The following is a 21,819-nucleotide window of genomic DNA, read 5'->3' as shown; positions in this document are numbered from 1 at the left end:
CTCAGGTCGCCTTGATCGCTACCTTGCCGATCTTGCGCCATCGGGCGTTTTCGCGAACCAGTTTCAGGTCGTCGGTCGTCTCGGCAAATGTCCGCAATCGGTATTGCCGAAGCAGGTCCGAAAAGAGCGCCCCTTCCGGCAGGCCGGCCAGTTGCTCGCGGACCGAAATCTTTTCGTCGATGACCCGCGTGCCCCAGGCATTTTCCCGAATCTGCAGCTCCGCGGCCAGATCGCGCTCTTCCGGTGCGTTTTCGTCCAGCGCGGCCAGCAGGATCAAGTGGAAAAGCGCCACATAGCCAATCTGTCTCAGGCCGCCCACGACCCTCACCCGTGGCAATATGGCAAGGACAAGGAACATCAGGAATAGGTTCGGCAGCAGCACGCCCTCCAGCAGCGCCTGCCTGAGGTGCGGTCGCTCGAACGGGACGGAAAGACCACGCGGCCTGTCGGGCTCGATCAGGTGCCCGTTTTCGAGGACGAGCCTGCGCACGCGCTCTTCGCGGATGCCCCAGAAATAGTCCGTGGCATTGGGCAGGAATCTGCCAAATGGACTCGACACGGCCTCCTGCAAGGCATGGTCGAGACGCTGGCGTCTTGCGGGCTGAGTGAGCAGCCTGGAAAGAAGACTGCCGTCATGTTCCAGATGCCGCGCTATGGCTGCCGCGGCGAGCCGATCATCGATGAAGACGGGAACGGCCACGCCGGAACGATCCCAGTTGGCGACCAGATCCTCATTGAGGGCCGTCAGCGCATCGGCCGCGGTTCCAAACACCTTGTCCTGGCTCGCAAGCAGTGTGCCCCGCCAGCGGCTTCCATCCGTTTCATCGCCAACCGCTTCAAGCGCGCGCTTGTTGAGGGAGACAGGACCGGCCACGCAGACGCTCTTGCGGCACAGTTTGTGGCGCCCCAAGCCAAACAGGTTGACCTTGTCGTCGCCGACATCGAGCCATCCCGGCCCCTCCCGGCCAATGGTCTCCATGGTCATCGTTGTTCCCATGAAGCCGAAAAAGGCCGACAACCCGTTTTCTACCGCGCCGAGCCAGGCAAGCAGCAGGGCATCGAAGGTAATCCGATCCATTAAGAGGAGGCAGTGCAGGCCGGATTGAAGGACCGGTCTGTGCTCGAACTCTTCGAGGACCTTGGCGACCTCCTCAGGCTGCATGATTGCATCGAGGCGCTGTCGCAGGACGTTGCGCAGGATCGAGCGGGCGGCGATCGCCGGGCCCGATACAGGCCTCGCCACCGGCCGCCACAGATGGCGAGCGTAATCGGAAACCGGTGCATTCCAGTTCTGCTCGACGTCGCGCACGACTTCTGGGCAGAGCAGCGACAACACAGCCAGAATTTCCATCGGAGGCGTAGGGGTTGGATCAGCGACAGCGGTCATTGGTCCCGTCTAGCCGCATGTGGTGCAAACGCCAAGGGAAACAGGGCATCTTAGAACCGCAGTCGGGCCATGCTCAGCAGGTCGTGGTACTGCCCGTCGGTAAAGCCGGCCTTCACATGCCGACCTTCGACCTCGAAGCCGTGGCTCGTGTAGAGACGGACGGCCGGTTCGTTGTCGGCATAGACGGTCAATTCGACCCGCTTCAAGGCCCGCCAGTTATCGGCCACGTCAAGCAGCGCGCCGAGGATGGCAGAGCCGATGCCCTTGCCGACAAAGGCATCATCAAGGCCGACATTGATCTCGCCGATATGCGAGCGGCGCGGCGAATCCTGCACGACCAGGTTGCCATGGCCGACGACCTTGCCGTCGAGCTCCGCGACGATCCAGGTGGTTTCCTGGCCGGACTTGGCGATGCGCCGCTCCACCTGCTCCACCCTCTCGAAGGGCATCCTGAGAGTGCCCTGGCGGAAGCCTGGCATGTTAAAGATAGCGCAAAGCGCCTCCGCATCGCTTGGCCGGACGGATCGAAGCAGCGGCTGGATCTTCTCGGACGATGGCGGGGTCGTGCTGGTCATAGCGTTTCCGACGAAGGCAATCGGTCCGGCACGATGCACCGGACGCCACCCGAAAATCCAGTCATGTCCGTAATCTATAATGCCGATTGCGGGCTAAAATACCGGAAAGCGGCGTAGAGTTTGAAGGCGCCGCTGAAACCGATCCAGCCGAAAAGGGCGAGCCAGCACAATGTCTCAATTGCCGTCCAGTCGATCCGGTGCACCGTAGCGTCGGTGACGATGAGGCCGAGGATGGCAAGCAGGCCAACCAGAAATTGCGCCAGCCCGAGAACCAGCAGTTCCTCACGCGGAGCGTTTTTCCAGAGGAGATACACGCCGCCGGCGCCGGCGAGGAAGATGGCGCTGTAGACCTGAGCGTGGAAGGGATCGACCGGCCACGGCCAGCTGCTGCTGACCACCCGGGGAAACAGCAACATGCCGACGCCGTATAGCCCAAGGATCGTCGTTTCCGTTGACATGTAGCCGCGCCATGCGGGGGTTAAGGCCACTCCTTTTGCCGCAGGACGGGCCCTGGCCCGCCACAGGAACAGCCCGGATACCGCGGCCGAGACAAGATAGACCAGGAACCAGAGCCAGGCCGCTTTTCGTTCGAAGTTGAAATAGCCCAGATTGATGAACGAAGCCGCTGACACGATGACTGTGAAGATGAAGGCCATGACCAGCACCAGCCTGCCGGGCGACCAGCGATTCCAGAACAAGAGCGCCGCCATCACCGCCATTTCGGCGGTATAGAAGCCGCCGAGGAAGCGGGCGCTGAACGGCGTGACGGGCCAGGGCCAGCGCGGCTTGACCAGGGCGGGCGCGAAAAACAGCCCGGCGCCCACGATCAGGACGATGATGACAGCCGCGGAGAAAAGGCGCAGGGCCCCTGGAAATGGCGGATTGTCGGATTTTGGCATGGGAGAGAGCCCCAAAACATCGATGCCCATGCGCCATCATAGTGCCGGTTGGAGTCGGAGAAAATCCGTCGAACGGAAATCGACCGTCGCCGTGCTTGTCTATTCGAATTGGCCGTACGGTCCGTTTCGAAGTAAAATGCGTCATTCGGACCAAGCGCGGTCCGGTCAACACGCCCCCGGGCGCATTTTTCCGGAGCCTTTACCATGAACGAAGCTCAGGATCTGTTCTCGCTTCTGCGGCAATCTAGCGATGTCGATCCGATGGCGATCGACGCGATCAAGCGGACCATCGCGGAGGGCGAGGACCGCGAGCTTTGCCGTATCAATGTGCCGGCCTTCGCCAGCAAGCATGGCCTCGACGAGGAGCGCGCCATCGGCGCCTTTCTCCACGCGGCGCGGGTGGGCGTCTTCGACATCTCCTGGAATGTCCTGTGCCCGGGCTGCGGCGGCGTGCTCGACACCAACGCCACGCTGAAAACCGTGCAGAAGGACGAGTACACATGCGCGCTTTGCGCCACGGGCTATTCGCCGACCCTCGACGAGATGGTCGAGGTGACATTCACCGTCAGTCCCCGCATACGCAGAATCGCCGCCCACAATCCGCATGAGCTGCCGTCGCTGGAATATTTCCGGCAGATCTATTGGGCGTCCGGCGTCGATCTACCCGATGAAGACTTCGCGAAAATCATGGAAGATATCTCGCTGGAGGACATCGAGCTTGCGCCCGGTGAAAAGGCGGTTCTGACAGTACAGCTTCCGTCCGATTTCATCATCGTCTTCGAGCCGGTTACCCATTCGGTGCAGTTCATCGACGTGAAGGGTGAGCCGACAAAGGAGCGCCGAAGCCTTTCGTTGGTGTTCGACCGCGACCACGTCCAGAGCCAGACGCTGGAGATGCAACCTGGGCCGTTGCGCATTTCGCTTGAGAACAGGACCGACACACGCGTGCTGCCGACGGTCTTCATCGCCGGCCAGGGCTTGCACGATCTGCTGGGCAAACGCCGGCCCTTCCTCACAGCCAAGCGCCTGCTCACCAATCAGACGTTCCGCGATCTCTATCGCACGGAGACGCTCGACATCAACCAGCGCCTGAAGATCACCAGCCTGACCTTCCTGTTCACCGACCTACGCGGATCGACCGCGCTTTACGAGCGGGTGGGCGACCTTTCGGCCTTCGATCTCGTGCGCGCGCATTTCCAGGTTCTGCACGAGATCGTCGCGGCTGAAGCTGGCGCGGTGGTGAAGACGATCGGTGATGCGGTGATGGCGACGTTCGCGACGCCTGACCGTGCGATTGCCGCAGCCCTCAGGATGCGCGACGCCATGCGTGCGCTCAACGACAAGAGCGGGCGCGAGGATCTGCTGCTCAAGATCGGAATCCATGCCGGTCCCTGCATCGCCGTGTCCATGAACGAGCGACAGGACTATTTCGGCCAGACGGTCAACATTGCTTCGCGGGTCCAGAACCTTGCTAACGCACAGGCGATCTTCGCCACTCATGCGGTGGTCGACGACAATCTTACCGCCGATCTACTGCACAGGAAGGCGCTGACGCCAGTGCCGCACGAGGTCTCGCTGCGCGGCATTGAGCGGGAGATAGCAGTATATACGATCCCCTGAACTTGGGTCGTCTCTGCCTCTCACACCCGCACATAAATAAAATAACGATCGGCGGGCACCGAGGGCGGCGCCGGGAGGCGTTGCAAGTGCGGGTGATCGAGCGGCGTGCCACTGACGGCGATGCCGCCGACGCGAAGCAGGCGCGCGATCAGGTCGGGAAGCCAGGTAGCGGTCACTGCGTCGCGATCTTCATAGCCGGTGCCGATGTCGGCGTGAACGAGGGCGGCGTCGATGCCGATGAACCTGATCGCCGTCTCGCGTATTTCGCCGAGCACGAGGTTTTCAGCTTCGGGAATTGAGCTGGAGTGGGCGGCCAGTGCGCGGTCGAACGCAACGATCCGGCGTCCGGGCAGGCGCTCGCTCAGATGATGAAAGGTCCGGCCATTGCCGAGACCGAGCTCGAGGACGGGGCCCTCGATGGTCGCCACCCGCGCGCAGACTTGATCGAGAATGTCGCGCTGTGCGGTAAGCCTGCGGATGAAACTCTCGAGCCGACTCATTTGGTGTGTGTCCCGAACCAGCTAAGAGATCGGCACGCACGGCACCGGAACGATCCGCGGCTGAAGCCCGAGGGCGATGTAGTAAACCCCGATCGGACCTCGCGGCATATAGAGCCGAATGATGAACACTGCAACAACCGAAAAGGCTGCCGAGAAGGATCATGCCCGGTGGAGTCGGTAGCCGGCGCAAGGCGCAACGCGATGTCACTTGTAGGGGTCTGCGGCGTCCCGCAAGCCGTCGCCGAGGAAGTTGAACGCCAGGATGACGAGAATGACGGGGAGGATCGGCAAAAGCAGCCATGGATAGAACGCGATCACGCTAACGCTGCGCGCCTCGGTGAGCAGGATGCCCCAACTGGTTATCGGCGCCCTCAGACCGAGCCCGAGGAAGCTCAGCGCCGTCTCGCCCAGGATCATGCCGGGGATGGAGATCGTCGCCGTGGCGATCAGATGCGACATGAAGCCGGGAATGAGGTGCCGCCGGATGATGCGGCTGCTGCTGGCGCCCATCAATTGCGCCGCCAGAACGTAATCCTCCTCGCGCAAGGCCAGAAGCTTTGAACGCACGGCCCGCGCCAGCCCGGTCCAGTGGAGCAGCCCGAGGATGACGGTGATGCCGAAATAGATCAGGATCGGACTCCAGGTTATCGGCATGATCGCCGCCAGAGCCAGCCATAATGGAATGCTGGGAATCGATTGTAGGACCTCGATTATCCGTTGAACTATCAGGTCGAACATACCGCCATGATAGCCGGCCAGTCCGCCGATGACGATGCCAAGGACGAAGCTGAAACCGATGCCGACGAGGCCGATTGTCAGTGAAATGCGTGCGCCGTAAATGATGCGCGAGAGCACATCGCGCCCCAGCCTGTCGGTGCCGGCCAGAAAGAGCTGGCCGTTTTCGGCAGGGCAGACAAGATGCCTGTCACCTTCGATCAAGCCCCAGAATAGGTACCTGTCGCCCTTGCAGAAGAAACGAATCCGCTGAATATCATCCTGCCTGTCCATATAGTTCCGCTTGAGGGTTTCCATATCCAGCCTCATTTGGCGGCCATATACGAACGGCCCGATAAACTGGCCGTCGTGGAACAGGTGCACCCGCTGCGGTGGCGAATAGATGTAGTCCATGTTGCGCGTGTGCAGATTGTAAGGCGCCAGGAACTCGCAGATCAGTATCCCAAGATAAAGCGCTGCGAGGAATATGCCGGATATGAGGGCAAGCCGGTGCCGTCGGAATTTCCACCACATCAGCCGTAACTGCGACGCCTGGAAGACTTTCGACTGCTCAGGCGTCATCGCCTCGACTGACTGCAGGTCAAAGGGCGCAATGGAAACGTAGTGTTGCAGTGGAGCTCCCGGCGCGGGCAGCGGCGATTGCGTGTTCATTTGGTGCTGCCGCCCTGCAAACGAATTCGCGGATCAAGCAGCGCCAGCGCCAGGTCGGAAATCAGGACACCGATGACCGTCAGGAAGGCCAGGAACATCAGGAACGATCCTGCCAGATACATATCCTGGCTTTGCAGCGCCCTGATCAGCATCGGCCCGGTCGTTTCCAAGGACAGCACGATCGCGGTGATTTCGGCGCCGGAGATGATGGCCGGCAGGATGGAGCCTATGTCTGAAATGAAGAAATTGAGCGCCATGCGCAGCGGATATTTGACCAGCGCCTTGAAGGGATGAAGGCCCTTGGCGCGCGCGGTCACGACATATTGCTTGTGAAGCTCATCGAGCAGATTGGCGCGCAGCCGCCGGATCATGCTTGCCGTGCCACCGGTGCCGATGATCAAGACCGGGATCCAGAGATGGGCGAGGATCGACTTCGCCTTGGCCCAGCTCATCGGCTCGCCGAGATATTGCTGGTCCATGAGATGTCCGATGGACGTGCCGAACCAGATGTTGGCGAAATACATCAGGATCAGCGCCAGCATGAAATTCGGAATGGCAAGGCCGAGAAGGCCGAGGAAAGTCAGACCGTAGTCGCCCCAGCTGTATTGATGGGTGGCTGAGTACATGCCGATCGGAAAGGCGATGAGCCAGGTGACGATGATCGTGACGAAGGAAACCAGCACTGTCAGCCACATTCGGTCCCCGATGACGTCGCGAACCGGCAGCTCGTACTCGAACGAATAGCCGAAATCGCCATGCAGCATCCCGCCGACCCAGTAGAAGTAGCGAATGACCGGCGGCTTGTCGAAACCATACTCCTTGCGCATCATCTGGATGCGATCGGAATCCACCGCTTCGCCCTGAGCCCGAAGCTCTGCAACATAGCTGTCGAAATAGTCGCCTGGGGGAAGTTCGATGATCGTGAACACCAGCGCCGATATGATCAGCAGCGTTGGAACCATCACAGCAATGCGCCAGACAATATATCGAAGCACGCTTAGGACTCTCCAAGCCAGAATGTGTCAGGCATATAGACACCGAAATAGGCGGTCGGGTCATAGCCGTAGAGCGCCTTGTCAGGCAGATTGCGCAGCCGCGAGGACGCCAGAATAGGCTGATGCGTTCCGTTCACCGTGCCGATCGAAAACACCTGATCGGTGTAGATCGACAACATTGAATGCCAGATTTCGGTGCGCTCAGCGGCTCCGGTCGAAGCGTTCCAGCGCTTGAGCAAAGCCATCAACTCGACGACAGGCGGAAGATCTGGCGCCTCGCCGAGCGTCCCATGGGACAGGTAGTGAGAACCCCACAGCGGCCATTGCAGTTGGTCGTCCATGGTGGGAGCCAACTGGGACGGGTTCATGTCGGCTGTCGGCACGCCATTGTCGATGCCCGACCATATCGAGATCATGATCTCGCCGCCAAGCGCGCGGCTGCGGAAGATGTCGCGCTGCGAAGTCCGGACGAACAGGGCGATACCGATCTGGCGCCAGTGATCGGTGATGAGTTCGAGCGCGTCGGTTTCCAGCGTGCTTTCGCCAGCCGTTTCCACAATGATTTGCGCCGGGCGTCCATCGGGAAGTATCCGGAGGCCGTCATCGTCACGCCTCTGAAGCCCGACCTCATCGAGCAGCGCATTGGCCTGCTCGGGGTCATGGGCGACCCAGGCTTTCGCGAGTTCCGGCCGGTAAAGCGGGCTCTCCGGCAGGACCGTATCGGCACTTTCCTGCGCCAATCCGTAGAACACCGCCAAATTGATCTCGCGCCTATCCACAGCAAGCGAAAGTGCGCGACGCACGCGCACGTCGCGAAAAAGGCCGCGCCACACCTGGTCGGCACAATTCAGATTGGGCAGTAGCGCCAGCCGCGAACCCTGCGTGCGTTTCCACAGATGCATCTTGACCGGATAACGTTTCTCCGCATCCTTCAGGAATGAATAATCGGAAAAGTCAATTCCCATGCATTGCAGGTCGCTCTCGCCTGCACCGGTCTTGGCGGAAATGATCGCCGACGAGCTGACATTCATGACCACCCGGTCAACATAGGGCAGTTGCCGGCCATTCTCGTCTATTCGATGAAAGAACGGGTTCCGCTCGAAGATGAACTGCTCGGCCGGCGGCTTGGTCCGGTTCTGCCAGGGATCGAGCGTCGGCAGTTCAGGATTCTCCGGGCGATACTGGCGCGACATGCGGATATGCAGGAGCGTCCATTTCTTGGCCCTGTTCTCCTCCATCAGGCCGGCAAGCCGGAATGCGTCCTGGTATTTCTTGTGGAACTGCTTGAGATAGGCGGCCGGCAGAACAAGCGAGAGCGGCGAAGCGCCAGCCAGCTTGGGGAGGAAGTCGGGATTAGGCGCATCCCAGCTATAGCGGACCGTCAGCGGATCGACGATCTCGAAGCGTGGCGGCTTGCCGTCCGCCAACAGGGTCGGGGGAAGCCCGCCTTGCGTAAGCTCATCGTTCAGCCAGACATCTTCCCAGCAATAGCGAAAGTCCTCCGGCGTCAGCAAGCTGCCGTTAGACCATTTATGTCCTTCCCGTATCTTGAAAGTGAAGACGCGATCGTCCGCCACGTCGAAGCTTTCGAGAATGTCGGGTTGCAGGTTGAGCTTTTCGTCATAGCCGACCAGGCGAGTATATCCGTAGATGGTCATCATCCGGATATCTTTCTGGCTGCCGATGATCGTGCGCAGCGTGCCGCCATACTGGCCGGGCTGCCGGCCGATCGCAGCGAGGTTCACCACGCGCGGCCTCTTGGGCAGGCGTTCGGCGAGTGCCGGCAGCGCCAGGGCCTTCAGCAGCGGCTGAAGAAATTCCGGCTCCAGATCGCCGGCGTGCAACGTGCTCGGCACAAACGCCGAAGCCATGAGCCCAAGGATGGCGCGCCGGCTGATCAATGGCGTAGCTCGCTCGCATCGGCCGAGCGTCGGGCCAGAACGAGATGGCCGCCGCCAAGGTCGAGCGGCGACAGCACGTCCGCTTCGCCCTCATCGCGAAATTGCGGTCCCCAGGCGCTGGTGTCGGAAGCGCCGCTGAGCTTCAGCGTCTTGAAATCCATCGGCCTGTCGAGATCGGGGAAGGGTACCGCGGCGAGCAGTGAGCGCGTGTAGGGGTGGACGGGTTTCCTTAGCAGAATTTTGCGCGGCGCAAGCTCGACGATACGCCCGCCGCACATCACTGCGATGCGGTCTGCCATGTAATCCACCACCGCCAGGTTATGGGATATGAACAGGTAGGTAAGGCCCAACTCCCTCTGCAGGTCTTTCAGAAGGTTCAGGATCTGGGCCTGGACAGAGACATCGAGCGCCGAAACCGGCTCGTCGCAGATCAGCAGTTCGGGCCCCAGCGCCAACGCGCGCGCGATGCCGATACGTTGACGCTGCCCGCCGGAGAAACTATGTGGATAACGCTTGATGAAGCGCGGATCGAGCCCGATCGCCTGCATTAGGCTCTTGACCGTGGCGAGTCGGGACGCGGCATTGCCACGTTGATGGATTTCCAGCGGCTCGCTCAAGATGTTCTCCACCGTCATGCGAGGTGAAAGCGACGAAACCGGATCCTGAAAGACCATCTGGATTTTCGCGCGCAGCGTGTGGAGGGCGCCTCCCTCGCCTTTGAGGACGTCGATCGGTCCATCGCGGCCGTTGAAGATCACAGAGCCGCCGCTAGGGGTGACAGCCCGCATGAGGATCTTGCTGACGGTGGTTTTGCCGGAGCCGCTTTCGCCGACCAGACCCAGGCACTCACCCCGCCTGATATCGAAGCTCACGCCGTCCACGGCGCGAACAGAGGGTTGATGATCCCCGCCGAACCATCCGGACTTGCGGACGGTGAAGGTCTTTTTCAGATCCTTGACCGACAGCAGGATGTCGTCCGGCCCCTTCGATGCCGGCGCGGTCTGCTTGCCGAGTAGGTTTCCGACATTCACCGGCACCTCGCGCAGCGCCTTTAGCCTTTCGCCAGGCTTCAGGTCGAAATGCGGAACGGCTGCCATGAGCCCCTTAAGGTAAGGGTGGCCTGGCCGGCGGAATATCGCCTCGACGGGCCCCGCTTCCATGATCTCGCCATGGTAGATGACCACCACCTCGTCGGCGACATTCGCGACCACGCCGAGGTCGTGCGTGATCAGCAGCATCGCCATGTTCAGCTTGGTCTGAAGCCCGCGCAGCAATTGCAGGATTTGCGCCTGGATGGTGACGTCCAACGCCGTCGTCGGCTCATCGGCGATCAACAGGGCGGGCCGGCAGATAAGCGCCATGGCGATCATGGCGCGCTGACGCAATCCGCCCGAAAGTTCGAAGGGACACATGTCATAGGCGCGCTTGGGATTGGGGAAGCCGACAAGGCTGAGCATTTCCTCGGTCCGCGCCCTGCGCTCTGCCCGGGCCATGGGCGTATGAATCTGCAGGGATTCGCTGACCTGGTTGCCGATCGTGTGCAGCGGCGACAGCGATGTCATCGGCTCCTGAAAGATCTTGCCGATGCGGCTGCCTCTCAACGCGCGGATTTCGGGCCCGTCACGCAACATCTTGAGAATATCCTGCGTCGTGCCGGGCTTTTCAGGATCGGAAAACAGGATCCGGCCACGAACATGGGCTGTGTTCGGCAAAATGCCCATCACGGCCTGGCTGAGAACCGATTTTCCGGAACCTGACTCCCCCACAAGCGCGGTAACCTTACCGGGCAGGACGCGAAGATTTGCGCGCCTGACGGCATGCAACGGCCCCCCCATGATGGGAAAAGCGATGCCAACGTCTTCGATCCGCAGCAGATCGACAGCCGAATTCATTCTTACACCAGCCCCACTCTGGCAGCTCCGAAAGCGAGACTAGCGCATTGCCAGCGCAGAGCAACTTGGATTCGAAGCGGTCGTCAGGGGCGGGACGACCGAACTGGCTACAACAGCCGATCGGCCCAGATAGGTGGCGGTTACTGGAGCTTACTCCGGTCGCCCGCCGCCATGCGCGCGGCGTCGCGATGAAGCAGCATGACCTGCTCGGCGTCCGATCTTCGGACCTGAATCGGCTCCGGGGCACTGTCTTCATCGAGTGCGAGAGCTCCCGACAGATCGGGTGAAAGCACCGTCAGCTTCTGCTTGATGCCAGCCAGTTCCTCGTGGCCGAGCGTCAGCCAGCTGTGGGCGCCGCAATAGGCGGCGAAGTCTTTGCTGGCCAGAACGCTGTGCGGATATTTCTTGGTCAGGGTCTGGAGGCGCTGGACCTCGTTCACAGCCGAGCCGAAGACAGAGAATGTGAGCCGGTCGGTAAGCCCGACATTGCCGAACATCACATTGCCGACATGCAGCCCGATACCAAATTTGATGTCGGACAACCCCTGCTCCTTTCTGCGCAGGTTGAGATCCATCATACGCGCGCTGGCCTTATGCGCGGCCGAAAGCGCAGCCTGGCAGGCGATCTCGGACTGCGAACGGTGCCTTTCGCAAGGGTAGACGGCAATGAAGCCATCACCAATGAAACTCATGATCTGCCCGCCATTGCGATTGAAAGGTGCGGCAACGGCGTCAAAAAACTGGTTCAGCGTATCGATATAGATTTCCCGGCCGGAGGTCTCGGCAAGCCTCGACGATCCGCGCATATCTCCCATTACCAATGCGGCCCGGATTGTATCGCCCTCGCCGCGCTTGATCTGGCCGTCAAGCACGCGCCTGCCAGCGTCGCCGCCGAGATAGGTGGTGATCATGTTGTCGGCGAGCTTAGTGAGTACCGCCATCTTGGTGGCGATAGCGAGATGGCTCTGGATGCGCAGCAGCGCCGAAATCATGCTGTCGCTGAAGCCCGCGGCGCTGTCGGTGGACCAGGACCCCATCATGCCCTGACTGGTGTTGCCGCTGAAGGGATGGACGAAAGCCATGTAGTCGGTTATGCCCATAAGCCGGAGGTCGTCGAAAACAGGAAACTCCGACACCACAGGCGGGTCGAGCCGGCGTCGCAGATGATCGAGCTTATTGCTGAGCAGATGGTAGTATGGGCTGGTCAGGAATCTTTCAGACGGCACGCCGGCCTCCTTGCGGAAGCCTTCCACTTCCATGCCTTGGCCGCGAACCCAGGTGAAGCCAAGCGCGTCATAAAGCGGATGAAGCATCGAGAAGCTCAAATGCACCCGCTTCAGCGGCAGGCCGGCAGCAGCCAGCCGTTCGCAAAAGCCATTTACCAATGTTTCCAGGTCCTTGCCCGCCAGCGCCGATTGGTTCAGCCAATCGGCAACCTTATCCATGAGAGTGGTGGAAATTTCTGCGTACGATGTGCTCATTCTATCTCGAAATCCGTCGAAGACTCTGATCTGCAGTTCCAACGACCAACGATAAGACACCCGAAGTCAACAAGGCCGTCGTCGGGGCAAAAGCGCGAAGAATTTCCCCGATGACCATCTTTGCGGCAAAGGGAAGGCGTAAAGGCATCTGTGTTTCGTGCCGTTATGTGGCGAGGCAGCCGGCGGAACGCAACTACGATCCTGATACCGCGCAAGAAATTCGCCGGCTCAGATGCCATCAGGCCTTCACCACCGTCTCCCGGTCCAGCCCGAGGCGGCCAAAAACATTGCGCGTGTCGACGATCAGAGGGGCGTGATCAGCGATCGTCTGATAGTCGATTGCGTCGTGGTCGGTTGCAACGACGACAGCATCGAAAGCCTTCAGGATCGCCTCGGTCAATTCGATCGAGCGGCGCCCCTTGATCGCCATATGCTCCCGTGTGGTCGGTATCTCGGTAACATGCGGATCGTGGAATTCCGCCTTGCCGCCCCAATCCTCGATGAGTTCAATGAGCCGCAATGAAGGGCTTTCGCGGATATCGGGCACATTCTTCTTATAGGCGAGCCCGACGATGAGAATGCGCGAGCGGCTGAGCGCCTTGCCGCAGCGCCGGTCCAGTGCCTTCGCCAGTTCATCGACCACATGACGCGGCATGGCCGTGTTGATCTCTGCCGCCAGCTCGATGAAGCGGGTCGGCAGTTCGTATTCGCGCGCCTTCCACGTCAGGTAGAAGGGATCTATCGGAACGCAGTGCCCGCCAAGTCCGGGGCCAGGATAGAACGGCATGTAGCCGAAGGGCTTGCTCTTTGCCGCCTCAATGACTTCCCAGATGTCAATGCCCATCGCCCCGAGCACGACTTTCAACTCGTTGACGAGAGCTATGTTGACCGAGCGGAAGATGTTCTCCGTCAGTTTGACCGCCTCGGCGGTCGCGGTGGTGGAAACCGGAACGACGGTCTTGACCACCCTATGGTAGAAAGACTGCACGAGCGTCGCCGCTTCAATCCCGTCACCTGCCACGACCTTAGGGATCGTCGCGACTTCAAAGCTGCGGTTGCCGGGATCCTCGCGTTCGGGCGAGAAGCCGAGGAAGAAGTCTATCTTCGACCGCAAGCCGGTTTCTTCCAGTATGGGCTTGATCACGTCGTCGGTGGTGCCGGGATAGGTGGTCGATTCCAGCACGACGAGCTGGCCGGGACGCATATGCTTGGCGATGGTGCCTGCCGTGGTCCTGACAAAGGAGAGATCCGGCTCACGGTTTTTCGTCAGCGGTGTCGGAACGCAGATGATGATGACCTCGCAGACGGCCAGTTCCGCAAAATCCGCAGTGGCGCGGAACCGTCCGCTCGCCACCTGGCCGGCAAGGGTTGTCGACGTCACCGCCTCGATGTAGGACTGGCCGTTGTTCAGGCTCTCGACCTTGTGGGCTTCGATGTCGAAGCCCGAAACCGGGAAGCCGGCGCGTGCAACCGCAACCGCCAGCGGCAATCCGACATAGCCCAGTCCGATCACGCCGACTTGCGCGGCGCGTGTCGAAATCCGGTTTAGAAGTTGGTCATATATCGATCGTGAGGCGTCCAAAAATCTGCTTCCCGTCAATTCGGACAGGCTGTCCGTTCCATGGCGAGGCTCATTAGGCTCCACGGACCATGGCCGAGGCATATTGCGGAAGATCGGTTTCCGCAAGCCGTCATCAAACCGGCGCCTTCGCCTTCAGGCTTGCGGCAGCCATCGCATAGCCGCCGGCCGCGCCATCGATGAAATGAAGGTGATCGCGCTGGAGCGGCGAAGCGACGAGGCATGTCATCAAGGCCGATTTCTGGCGGTGCAGGCCATAGGTGCAGACGCCCGCCTCTTCCGCCTGTTTCAGCCGGTTCTCGATCCGTTGCAAGACGTCCGCGTCCACGTCGATGGTCATCTTCAAGCCGTCGTCGAACTTCCGAAAATCCGAATTGCTCGCCACGTCGCGTTTGTAGACCTTCGGGTCGAAACTGCCGATCGTCCAGCCAAATCTATCGGTGACAGCCGTAAGCGTCATGAGGAACACTACCCACAGCTTCGTCAGCCATCGCCTTCCAGCCGGCGCCGTGGCCCGCGCCTCGATATCGAGCCCGGCGGGCAGCAAACTGTAGGCCGGCCCGTCCGCCGGTACGGGGTGACCATCGCGTTCCTGCCTGCCGGCAAGGGCGATGATGTCGGAAACCAGCAACTGAAACCCGCGTAAGTCGCGCGACGCCCGCGGTATGGCTATGATCGAGACGATTTCGCCATGTCGGGCTTCGATCGGGTTCCAGCGGCAGGAGAGGCCGGTCAGATCCGGCCGCGCGCCGGGCGGCGCGGGATCGATCCGGTAGCGCCCCGCTTTCATCTCGGCTTCCGCCCAGCTGCCGCCACCGCCGGCGAACATGGCATAGAAGACCGCTTCGGAGGCCTGGAACCTCGCCACGCGAACGTCGAGTCCTTGCGCTCTTATATCCCTTATCGGCACGATTGCGGCACGCAGGGCCAGGCCCAGTTCGTCCGCCACCCATCTCTGGACAGCGGCAAGCGCGTTGCGGGTGATCTCCAGCGCCGAGCCGGGAAACGCCACGAGCGCGCCGTCGCCGCCGAAGACAAAGGGAAAATCTTGCCGACCCAGCGCATTGAGCAGCGCCGAAATGACGCTGGCGCCGGCCATATTGACGGTTTTATAGTGCCCAGCCTCGATCGCCTTGGTCGAGCCGACGATGTCGGCGGTGGCCAGCGCCCAGTCATCGGGGAGAGGCCGATAATTGTCGATATCGGCGACGCTTCCGAACTTTGCGAAGACCGGCAGGGAAGCGACAAACGGGTGGGGCGCGGCAGCTGTTTCCATCGGCATCAGATAGCACATTCCACTGCTTGAAGGGTGAAGTCGATCATGCTTGGAAATTGACTTGCGCCGGCTTTCCGATGATAGGGTCCGGCGATGCGAATTGCCTTCTACGCACCGCTGAAGTCACCCAATGATCCCGTTGCCTCCGGTGACCGCCAGATGGCACGGACGCTGATCAAGGCGCTGGAACGCATGGGGCATAGCGTCGAACTGGCATCTGAATTGCGCTTCTATCTACGCGAACCGGAGCCGAAAAGTTTCGATGCGCTCAAGATCGAGGCCCGGGAGGAAGCAGCGCGGATGACAAGGCTTTGGAATCGCGACGGCAAGCCCGATCTCTGGTTCACTTATCATCCCTATTACAAGGCGCCCGACCTGATCGGGCCCGAGCTGGCGGCGGCCTTTGCTGTCCCCTATGTTACAGCGGAAGCCTCCTATTCGAGGCGGCGCAACGCCGGTTTGTGGACTGATACGCAAGCGTTGGTGGCGCGAGCCGTCGAACAGGCGGCGCTGAACATATGCTTCACGCAAAGGGACCGCCAGGGACTGGCGGATGCGGTACCTGGCGCCACTTTCGGCATGCTTTCGCCATTCATCGATACATCGGGATTCCGGGAAACGCCGGCACGGGGCTGTCCGACGCGCCTCGTTACCGTCGCCATGATGCGCCCGGGCGACAAACTCGAAAGCTATCGCATGCTGGCGCAAGCGCTCGGTTCGATCGGTCACCTGCCCTGGACCATGTCGGTCGTCGGGGGCGGGCCTGCCCGTGACGAGATCAAGGCGCAATTCGCCGGCTTGCCCGCCGGCCGTATCGAATGGCTCGGCGCGATTGAGCCTGCCGCCGTGCCGGATGTCCTCTACAGCGGAGGAATTTACGTCTGGCCGGGCTTCGGCGAGGCCTATGGCGTAGCCTATCTTGAAGCGCAGGCCGCCGGCCTTCCGGTGGTGGCTCAGGACATCGCCGGCGTGCCGGAGGTCGTGCGGGATGGCCTGACCGGGTTCCTCACTCCGCCGGGCGATGTGACGGCGTTCGCTTCAGCCATTGAAAGACTTCTGGCCCGTAACGACCAAAGAACCATCATTGCGGCTGAAGCCAGACGTTTCGTCCTCGAAGAACGCTCCCTCGGTGCCGCGGCAGCGCGTCTGGCCGAACTTCTCGCGAAGATCCCGGTTTCATGACATCGGATCGAATCTGGCAACCCTTGGTGGAAGAACTGGCGCGCTGGCAACGGGCGGACCGCAAGGCAGAGTTCTGGCTGCGCGACGATGACGCCGTGGATCCGACGCCTGCGCTCGATCGGCTGCTCGACCTCACCGATGAATTCACAATTCCGGTCAGTCTAGCCGTCATTCCGGCCCTGACTGATGGGAAGCTGGTCACCCGGCTTGACGAGGCGCTGCATGCCACAGTCATCATCCATGGCTGGGCGCACCGAAATCATGCGCCGGAGGGCCAGAAAAAGCAGGAGCTCGGCCCGCATCGGCCACGCGAGGCGGTGCTCGATGATATGGCTCGCGGGCGGTCGCGCATAATCGGCCTGCACGGCGCACGTGCCGTTCCGATGCTTGTGCCGCCCTGGAACAGGATCGACGCCGGCGTGGTATCCGAGCTTGGATCGATAGGTTTTACGGCATTGTCGGTCTATGGGCCGCCCAAGCCGGCTTCGCTGGCGGTCATCAACAGCAATGTTGACATCATGGACTGGCATGGCACGCGCGGTTGCCGCGATCACGGCATATTGGTTCAGACCATCATCGCGCAATTGCGGCACGCATTCGACGGCGGCGAGCCGGTCGGCCTGCTCACCCACCATCTCGTACACAATGGATCGGCCTGGCTTTTCCTTGAACGGCTGTTCACGGTCACCGCACAGACTGAAGCCTGCGCATGGCTTCCGATCAGGACATTGATCGCGCGCGGCGCCAGCAAAGGAAATAGCTCAGCGCGCTTTGTGCGATAAGACTGGAAATTCGAGCGTCTGGCCGTCCCGCGCGGCAAAAGCCCCGGCAAACCTGTCCTTGGCCAGTTTCTCGATCTCGTCTAGTTGCTCGTCGGTGCGCGCCGGATCGTGGTGAATCATCGCGAGCTCCCGCGCACCGGCCGCCTCGCAGAGCTTGACGCCCTGTTCCCATGTCGAGTGCCCGTTGCCGCGGTACCGCTCCATTTCCTCCTCGGTATAGGCGCAATCGTAAATGACGAGGTCAGCATCTTCGATCAGGCCGAGCACCGCCTGATCGAGCTTGCCCGGCTCGTGCTCGGTGTCGGTGATGACCGCCACAACGCGGCCGCTCCATTCGACCCGGTAGCCTATGCAGCCGCCCGGATGGTTAAGACTGCCGGTTCGGACCACCACCCCTTCGCGCGGCCGAAGCACGTCCCCGGATGCGAAATCGCGGCAGTCGATGCTTGCCTTGCAGATATCGAGCGTCACCGGAAACCACGGCGGCCGCATGAATTCATCGACCATCTGCCGGGTCGTCATGCGCCCTGCAAGATGCCCGGACCAGAGCCTGACTTTGACGCTGCGGTCATAGATCGGCTTAAAAGCCGGCAGGCCGATGATATGATCGTAGTGGCAATGGGTGAAAAACAGGTCGAAAGCGGTCACGCCCGACGCCCGAAGCGCTCCGCCGGCAGGCCGCAGGCCAGAGCCCGCGTCGAACAGAAGCGTATGCTCGCCGCATCGCATCTCAATGCAGATCGTGTTGCCGCCATAGCGACAGAATTCTGACCCCGATACCGAAATGCTGCCGCGCACCCCCCAAAACCTGACCAGGAAAACGTCGTCCTCCATGCTGCTCCTTCGCGGTCCAGTCGCCCTTGCTAGCCGGAGCGACGGCGGGGAACTAAGTGTGCGTCACTGCTTACTTGGCGCTCCGTGCGTCGATCAGGTCCGCGGTCGTATGGCTCAGGCGATCGGCGAGGACCCGCACCAGCTCGATGGTCATTTCCGGGAACTCCTTCATAAGCCTCAGGAAATGATCCTTGCGAATTCTCAGGGCTTCCACCGGACTTGCGGCTCTGACGGTGGCCGTGCGGGAGCTGTTGCACAATATTGCGATCTCGCCAACGATCGAATTTGGCAGCAGTTCGGCAACTTTTATTGTTCCGCTGTCGGAATCGACCAGAATATCCGCCTTGCCTGAAAGGATGACATAGGCGGCGTCTCCCTCGTCGCCCTGCCTGAAAAGGATCTGGCCGGCGCTATAGCTTACGCGATCGGATGTGAACGCGAGAAGCTTGAGCTTTGCCAACTCTATGCCGGAGAACAAGGGAACGCGTTGCAGCATCCCAACCTCATCCTTGAGCAGCATTGTCGCAAACCTCCCAAAATTCACGTCTGCCAGACTAGAACAACCGACGCCCAGATGAAATCAATTCCGTTTCCGGGTGGCGATACGAACCACTTGAGGTGGCGAGCCCAACCAGCCGGAAAGCGGACCCCCTTGACCTTGCAGCAAGTTCCCGCCGGCGGAATGATCCCACCTGAATGTCCAATGCTCTATGACAGCAGTTCCTTGAAAATACCGCCTGCTGCCAAAAGCGTCTCGTGTGTTCCGTCTTCCACCAAACGACCCGCGTCGAAGACGACAACACGATCGAACATCATCGCCATTGCCGGATTCGTCACGACCCACACAATTGCCGGCGAACGGCCGTCGCGTCTGGCTTCCTCGAGCACGTTTTGCATCACCTTCTCCTGTACGCGCTGGTCGAGGGCCAACAGCGGCCGGTTGAGAATAAGAAAATCGGGCCGCTTGAGCAGGGCCCGGGCAACATCGAGCTTCTGTCGCTGCCCACCGGTCAGCCGCCTGCCGCCGGCACCGACGTTGAAGTCCAAACCGACATCCAGCAGTTCGGCATAAAGCCCCAATTCATCAAGAATGTCATAGACGATGGAGCGTATGCGGTCCGGCGCGTCGGGATGGTTGCTGCCCAGTCGCCCGAACAGGACATTGTCCATGACGGCAGCCGCGGCAATGTATTTAGCAGGATCGTACCGTTCGACCGCGTTTTCCAGCTCGGGCGGCAGGTTTTCATAGAACTGGTTGCGTGCGGCGACGATCTTGTTCATCAATTCGTCGCTCAGCAGGCCGAAGCGATGCCGAGGCTCGACATAGGCAAAGCTCAGGGTGACGATCATGGCGCGGTCGTTCTCCGAGACCGTCTCGTAGGGACGGTTCTTGAGCCGTTGCAGCAAGGTTTCGTATGCGGGTATCTCCTCGGCGCTCATGAAGGCAAGTTGCTGAAAGAACTGGTGATCGGGCGGAAGGTCGGCGAACAGCTCGATCGCTTGTTCGGCGATCTCCAAGCCCATTTCGTAGAGCGTGCGATCGAGGCCGGCTTGCCTCAGCACGGACGCAAAATAGGGATTTGCCGCCAGAGCCCTGTCGGCCAGTTCCGGGCCGGCGGCAGCGCCGAAGAGCAGGTTCTGGCCGATCGTTGCTTCCTTGTTGTAGGCGCCCGGTTCGAAAGGAACCACCAGTTCGCTCAATCCTTCGTGTTCCAGCCGGGTTCGCAGCGCCGCGCGCAGTTCGACGATCCGTCCCGCCAGTTCCGTGTGACGCGTGAGATCGGCCGAAGAACGCAAACCTAGATCCAGAACGTCGCGCGACAGAACAACCGCGTCGAGCACCCGGCGCACGGCTTCAAAGAGGTCGTGCCGGCCGGTAGCGCCGGCGGAAGCATAGTCAATCCAGTCGCTGTGGATATCAAGGTCCGGGTTGCCCGACCGGCGCGCCTCGTGGATGTTCCAGCGGTGCTGGTCCGCCGCGGCACCCTCATAGGTCACCGACGTCAGCGGCGCGTGCTTCAACCCGTAGAGCAGGTTGTCGCGGAGGCTTGCCTGGAACAGGAAAACATCCGACGAGGCATAGGACATGCGCCGGCCGGTCACTGCTTCTGGCAGTTCAAGCAGGTCGTCGGCACCCGAAGCGACCCTTCCGCTTTCCGGCCAGTTCAGCCGCGCGAAGGCCTCTGCGAGCGCCTCCGCTCCACCTGTTGAGGTGCTGACCAGCGCCACCGTCTCCCCCGGCTTGACCTGGAGAGAGATACGATCGAGGAGCATTGCACCGCCATCGTCTGCCATGGACAGACCGATAGCCGACAGGGGGTTGGTCATCGGGCCTGGATCGTCGATCGTCAGTGCCCCGATTCGCGGCGCAATGAGACCCTCGACGGTGAACTGCTCAACGACCTGCTGGTATTTGACCTGGACATCCTGCCGGTCCTGATCCCAGTCGATCAGTTCCTTCATCGGTCCGGGCAGGTCCTTGTAGGCTCCGATCACGGCCACGAGCTGGCCAACGTCCAGCCGCCCCTGGATGACCAGATACCCGCCGACCATGTAGAACAGAAACGGCGTGATCTGCGCGAGAAAATTGTTGAGGAACTTCACCATGAATTTCCATTGGTAAAGATCGAAGCGGATCTTGAAAATGAGCCCGAGCCGGGCAGCTATGTCGGCGCGCTCGTAGTTTGATGTATCGTGGACGTGAACCGCGCCGATGCCGTCGACGATTTCGCCGACGCGGCCCGAAAGCGCGCGCGCCGTCAACTGCCGTTTGCGCCCGAGCACGATCAGCCGCCGCCGCATTCGCGGGATGAGCACGATCTGGATCAACACGATTACGGCCGCGATCATTCCGAGCCAGAAGTTCTGGACCACGATGAACAGCATAGCCGTCACCGCCTGACCGCCGAGCAGCACCGGCTGCAGGAAAGCATCGCCGATGAAACCGCCCAGCGGCTCCACCTCATCCTTCACCATGGTCGCCACCTCGGCGGATTTCACGCGCTTGAAATAACGCGGCGGAAACCGCAGCACACGATCGACCAGATCGAAGCGGATACGCCGCAACATGCGTTCGCCGAGGCGGCCCTTGTATGTGTTGATGTAGAATTTGAAAAGGCCGTTGATGACGACCAGCAGGAGGAACACGAGGCTCAGGGCAAACAGCGTCGTCGTGCGGTCGAGCTGAAAGCCAGGAAAGAACTGGACCTCTCCGATGAACGGCAGGTTATAGTGTAGCCTCATGAATGGCTGGGTCGCGCCCGGTTGATCGAAGCCCTTGCCTTGGATCGGGCCGTTGACGATCAGCTTCGGCAGGTCAAAGGACATGAAATATGGGATCATCGAAAGCAAGACGATAACCAATATCCAGAGCTGCTGCTTCTTGGTGTGCGTCCAGATATAGCGAGCTAGGCTGGGTTCCATATGCGACTGCGGACCTTCAGTTTAAGGAACAAATAGAAACATCAGCTGGTGAACGTCGCATCGGCAATCATCGCCGGCGACACGAAGCTTGCGAAGCGGCTGGCGGG

At 60.9% G+C, this 21,819-nt stretch carries 17 protein-coding genes; 3 read left to right on the top strand and 14 right to left on the bottom strand.

Features of this window, described 5'->3' with window-relative positions; translation table 11 throughout:
- Nucleotide 1: 1 nt before the first annotated feature.
- The 3 genes from LB528_RS24630 to LB528_RS24620 form a co-directional block, all read right to left on the bottom strand.
- Nucleotides 2-1,387 (bottom strand): hypothetical protein, encoded by a 1,386-nt coding sequence (locus LB528_RS24630; RefSeq protein ID WP_224716641.1) that lies wholly within the window; start codon nt 1,385-1,387, stop codon nt 2-4.
- Nucleotides 1,388-1,437: 50 nt separating this feature from the next.
- Nucleotides 1,438-1,962, bottom strand: a complete 525-nt coding sequence (locus tag LB528_RS24625; RefSeq protein WP_224517996.1) for a GNAT family N-acetyltransferase — start codon at nt 1,960-1,962, stop codon at nt 1,438-1,440.
- Between the two features lie 74 nt (nt 1,963-2,036).
- Nucleotides 2,037-2,891, bottom strand: coding sequence for a hypothetical protein (locus LB528_RS24620; protein WP_224517995.1), 855 nt, complete (start codon nt 2,889-2,891; stop codon nt 2,037-2,039).
- Between the two features lie 174 nt (nt 2,892-3,065).
- Here LB528_RS24620 and LB528_RS24615 point away from each other — a divergent pair, with 174 nt between their 5' ends.
- A complete protein-coding gene (locus tag LB528_RS24615; protein WP_224716640.1) occupies nt 3,066-4,481 on the top strand; it encodes an adenylate/guanylate cyclase domain-containing protein in 1,416 nt (471 codons plus the stop codon).
- A 20-nt stretch (nt 4,482-4,501) separates the two neighbouring features.
- On the opposite strand, the gene LB528_RS24610 is transcribed toward LB528_RS24615, so the two are convergent.
- The 8 genes from LB528_RS24610 to LB528_RS24575 form a co-directional block, all read right to left on the bottom strand.
- The gene (locus LB528_RS24610) at nt 4,502-4,981 is read right to left on the bottom strand and encodes a class I SAM-dependent methyltransferase (RefSeq protein WP_224517993.1); all 480 of its coding nucleotides are present in this window, start codon (nt 4,979-4,981) and stop codon (nt 4,502-4,504) included.
- Between the two features lie 204 nt (nt 4,982-5,185).
- Complete coding sequence (locus LB528_RS24605) at nt 5,186-6,367, bottom strand: ABC transporter permease (protein ID WP_224517992.1); 1,182 nt, start codon at nt 6,365-6,367, stop codon at nt 5,186-5,188.
- Nucleotides 6,364-7,362, bottom strand: a complete 999-nt coding sequence (locus LB528_RS24600; protein ID WP_224517991.1) for an ABC transporter permease — start codon at nt 7,360-7,362, stop codon at nt 6,364-6,366. The genes LB528_RS24605 and LB528_RS24600 overlap by 4 nt, the downstream gene beginning before the upstream one ends.
- Before the next feature lie 2 nt (nt 7,363-7,364).
- Nucleotides 7,365-9,263: an ABC transporter substrate-binding protein gene (locus tag LB528_RS24595; RefSeq protein ID WP_224517990.1), complete on the bottom strand. Its 1,899-nt coding sequence runs from the start codon at nt 9,261-9,263 to the stop codon at nt 7,365-7,367.
- Nucleotides 9,260-11,155, bottom strand: a complete 1,896-nt coding sequence (locus LB528_RS24590; protein WP_224716639.1) for an ABC transporter ATP-binding protein — start codon at nt 11,153-11,155, stop codon at nt 9,260-9,262. Before LB528_RS24590 ends, LB528_RS24595 begins: the two co-directional genes overlap by 4 nt.
- A gap of 140 nt (nt 11,156-11,295) precedes the next feature.
- The gene (locus LB528_RS24585; RefSeq protein WP_224716651.1) at nt 11,296-12,636 is read right to left on the bottom strand and encodes an adenylate/guanylate cyclase domain-containing protein; all 1,341 of its coding nucleotides are present in this window, start codon (nt 12,634-12,636) and stop codon (nt 11,296-11,298) included.
- Nucleotides 12,637-12,874: 238 nt separating this feature from the next.
- Nucleotides 12,875-14,218, bottom strand: a complete 1,344-nt coding sequence (locus tag LB528_RS24580; RefSeq protein WP_224716638.1) for a nucleotide sugar dehydrogenase — start codon at nt 14,216-14,218, stop codon at nt 12,875-12,877.
- Nucleotides 14,219-14,330: 112 nt separating this feature from the next.
- The gene (locus LB528_RS24575; RefSeq protein WP_224716637.1) at nt 14,331-15,509 is read right to left on the bottom strand and encodes a DUF3095 domain-containing protein; all 1,179 of its coding nucleotides are present in this window, start codon (nt 15,507-15,509) and stop codon (nt 14,331-14,333) included.
- A 75-nt stretch (nt 15,510-15,584) separates the two neighbouring features.
- On the opposite strand from LB528_RS24575, the gene LB528_RS24570 reads away from it, so the two are divergent.
- A complete protein-coding gene (locus LB528_RS24570; RefSeq protein ID WP_224716636.1) occupies nt 15,585-16,673 on the top strand; it encodes a glycosyltransferase family 4 protein in 1,089 nt (362 codons plus the stop codon).
- A complete protein-coding gene (locus LB528_RS24565; protein WP_224517985.1) occupies nt 16,670-17,455 on the top strand; it encodes a polysaccharide deacetylase family protein in 786 nt (261 codons plus the stop codon). Before LB528_RS24570 ends, LB528_RS24565 begins: the two co-directional genes overlap by 4 nt.
- Here the strand turns inward: LB528_RS24565 and LB528_RS24560 are convergent.
- The 3 genes from LB528_RS24560 to LB528_RS24550 all read right to left on the bottom strand — a co-directional run bounded on the left by LB528_RS24560 (nt 17,435) and on the right by LB528_RS24550 (nt 21,712).
- On the bottom strand, nt 17,435-18,289 hold the full coding sequence (locus LB528_RS24560) for an MBL fold metallo-hydrolase (RefSeq protein ID WP_224716635.1): 855 nt from the start codon (nt 18,287-18,289) through the stop codon (nt 17,435-17,437). The genes LB528_RS24565 and LB528_RS24560 overlap by 21 nt on opposite strands.
- 70 nt (nt 18,290-18,359) lie before the next feature.
- Nucleotides 18,360-18,809 (bottom strand): cyclic nucleotide-binding domain-containing protein, encoded by a 450-nt coding sequence (locus tag LB528_RS24555; RefSeq protein ID WP_224517983.1) that lies wholly within the window; start codon nt 18,807-18,809, stop codon nt 18,360-18,362.
- Between the two features lie 188 nt (nt 18,810-18,997).
- Nucleotides 18,998-21,712, bottom strand: coding sequence for an ABC transporter transmembrane domain-containing protein (locus LB528_RS24550; protein WP_224716634.1), 2,715 nt, complete (start codon nt 21,710-21,712; stop codon nt 18,998-19,000).
- Between the last annotated feature and the right edge of the window lie 107 nt (nt 21,713-21,819).

The sequence above is a fragment of the Mesorhizobium sp. CA4 genome, assembly GCF_020165075.1.
Lineage (GTDB): Bacteria > Pseudomonadota > Alphaproteobacteria > Rhizobiales > Rhizobiaceae > Mesorhizobium.
Note: the sequence above shows the minus strand (reverse complement) of the source record. Positions and strands in the feature narration are given on the sequence as shown.

Bases quoted from the DNA above. Each gene is read 5' to 3' on its own strand.
- LB528_RS24630 (WP_224716641.1), bottom strand. From the start codon at position 1,387: ATGACCGCTGTCGCTGATCCAACCCCTACGCCTCCGATGGAAATTCTG.
- LB528_RS24605 (WP_224517992.1), bottom strand. From the start codon at position 6,367: ATGAACACGCAATCGCCGCTGCCCGCGCCGGGAGCTCCACTGCAACAC.
- LB528_RS24575 (WP_224716637.1), bottom strand. From the start codon at position 15,509: ATGTGCTATCTGATGCCGATGGAAACAGCTGCCGCGCCCCACCCGTTT.
- LB528_RS24620 (WP_224517995.1), bottom strand. From the start codon at position 2,891: ATGGGCATCGATGTTTTGGGGCTCTCTCCCATGCCAAAATCCGACAAT.
- LB528_RS24590 (WP_224716639.1), bottom strand. From the start codon at position 11,155: ATGAATTCGGCTGTCGATCTGCTGCGGATCGAAGACGTTGGCATCGCT.
- LB528_RS24610 (WP_224517993.1), bottom strand. From the start codon at position 4,981: ATGAGTCGGCTCGAGAGTTTCATCCGCAGGCTTACCGCACAGCGCGAC.
- LB528_RS24615 (WP_224716640.1), top strand. From the start codon at position 3,066: ATGAACGAAGCTCAGGATCTGTTCTCGCTTCTGCGGCAATCTAGCGAT.
- LB528_RS24625 (WP_224517996.1), bottom strand. From the start codon at position 1,962: ATGACCAGCACGACCCCGCCATCGTCCGAGAAGATCCAGCCGCTGCTT.
- LB528_RS24560 (WP_224716635.1), bottom strand. From the start codon at position 18,289: ATGGAGGACGACGTTTTCCTGGTCAGGTTTTGGGGGGTGCGCGGCAGC.
- LB528_RS24555 (WP_224517983.1), bottom strand. From the start codon at position 18,809: ATGCTGCTCAAGGATGAGGTTGGGATGCTGCAACGCGTTCCCTTGTTC.
- LB528_RS24550 (WP_224716634.1), bottom strand. From the start codon at position 21,712: ATGGAACCCAGCCTAGCTCGCTATATCTGGACGCACACCAAGAAGCAG.
- LB528_RS24570 (WP_224716636.1), top strand. From the start codon at position 15,585: ATGCGAATTGCCTTCTACGCACCGCTGAAGTCACCCAATGATCCCGTT.
- LB528_RS24585 (WP_224716651.1), bottom strand. From the start codon at position 12,636: ATGAGCACATCGTACGCAGAAATTTCCACCACTCTCATGGATAAGGTT.
- LB528_RS24565 (WP_224517985.1), top strand. From the start codon at position 16,670: ATGACATCGGATCGAATCTGGCAACCCTTGGTGGAAGAACTGGCGCGC.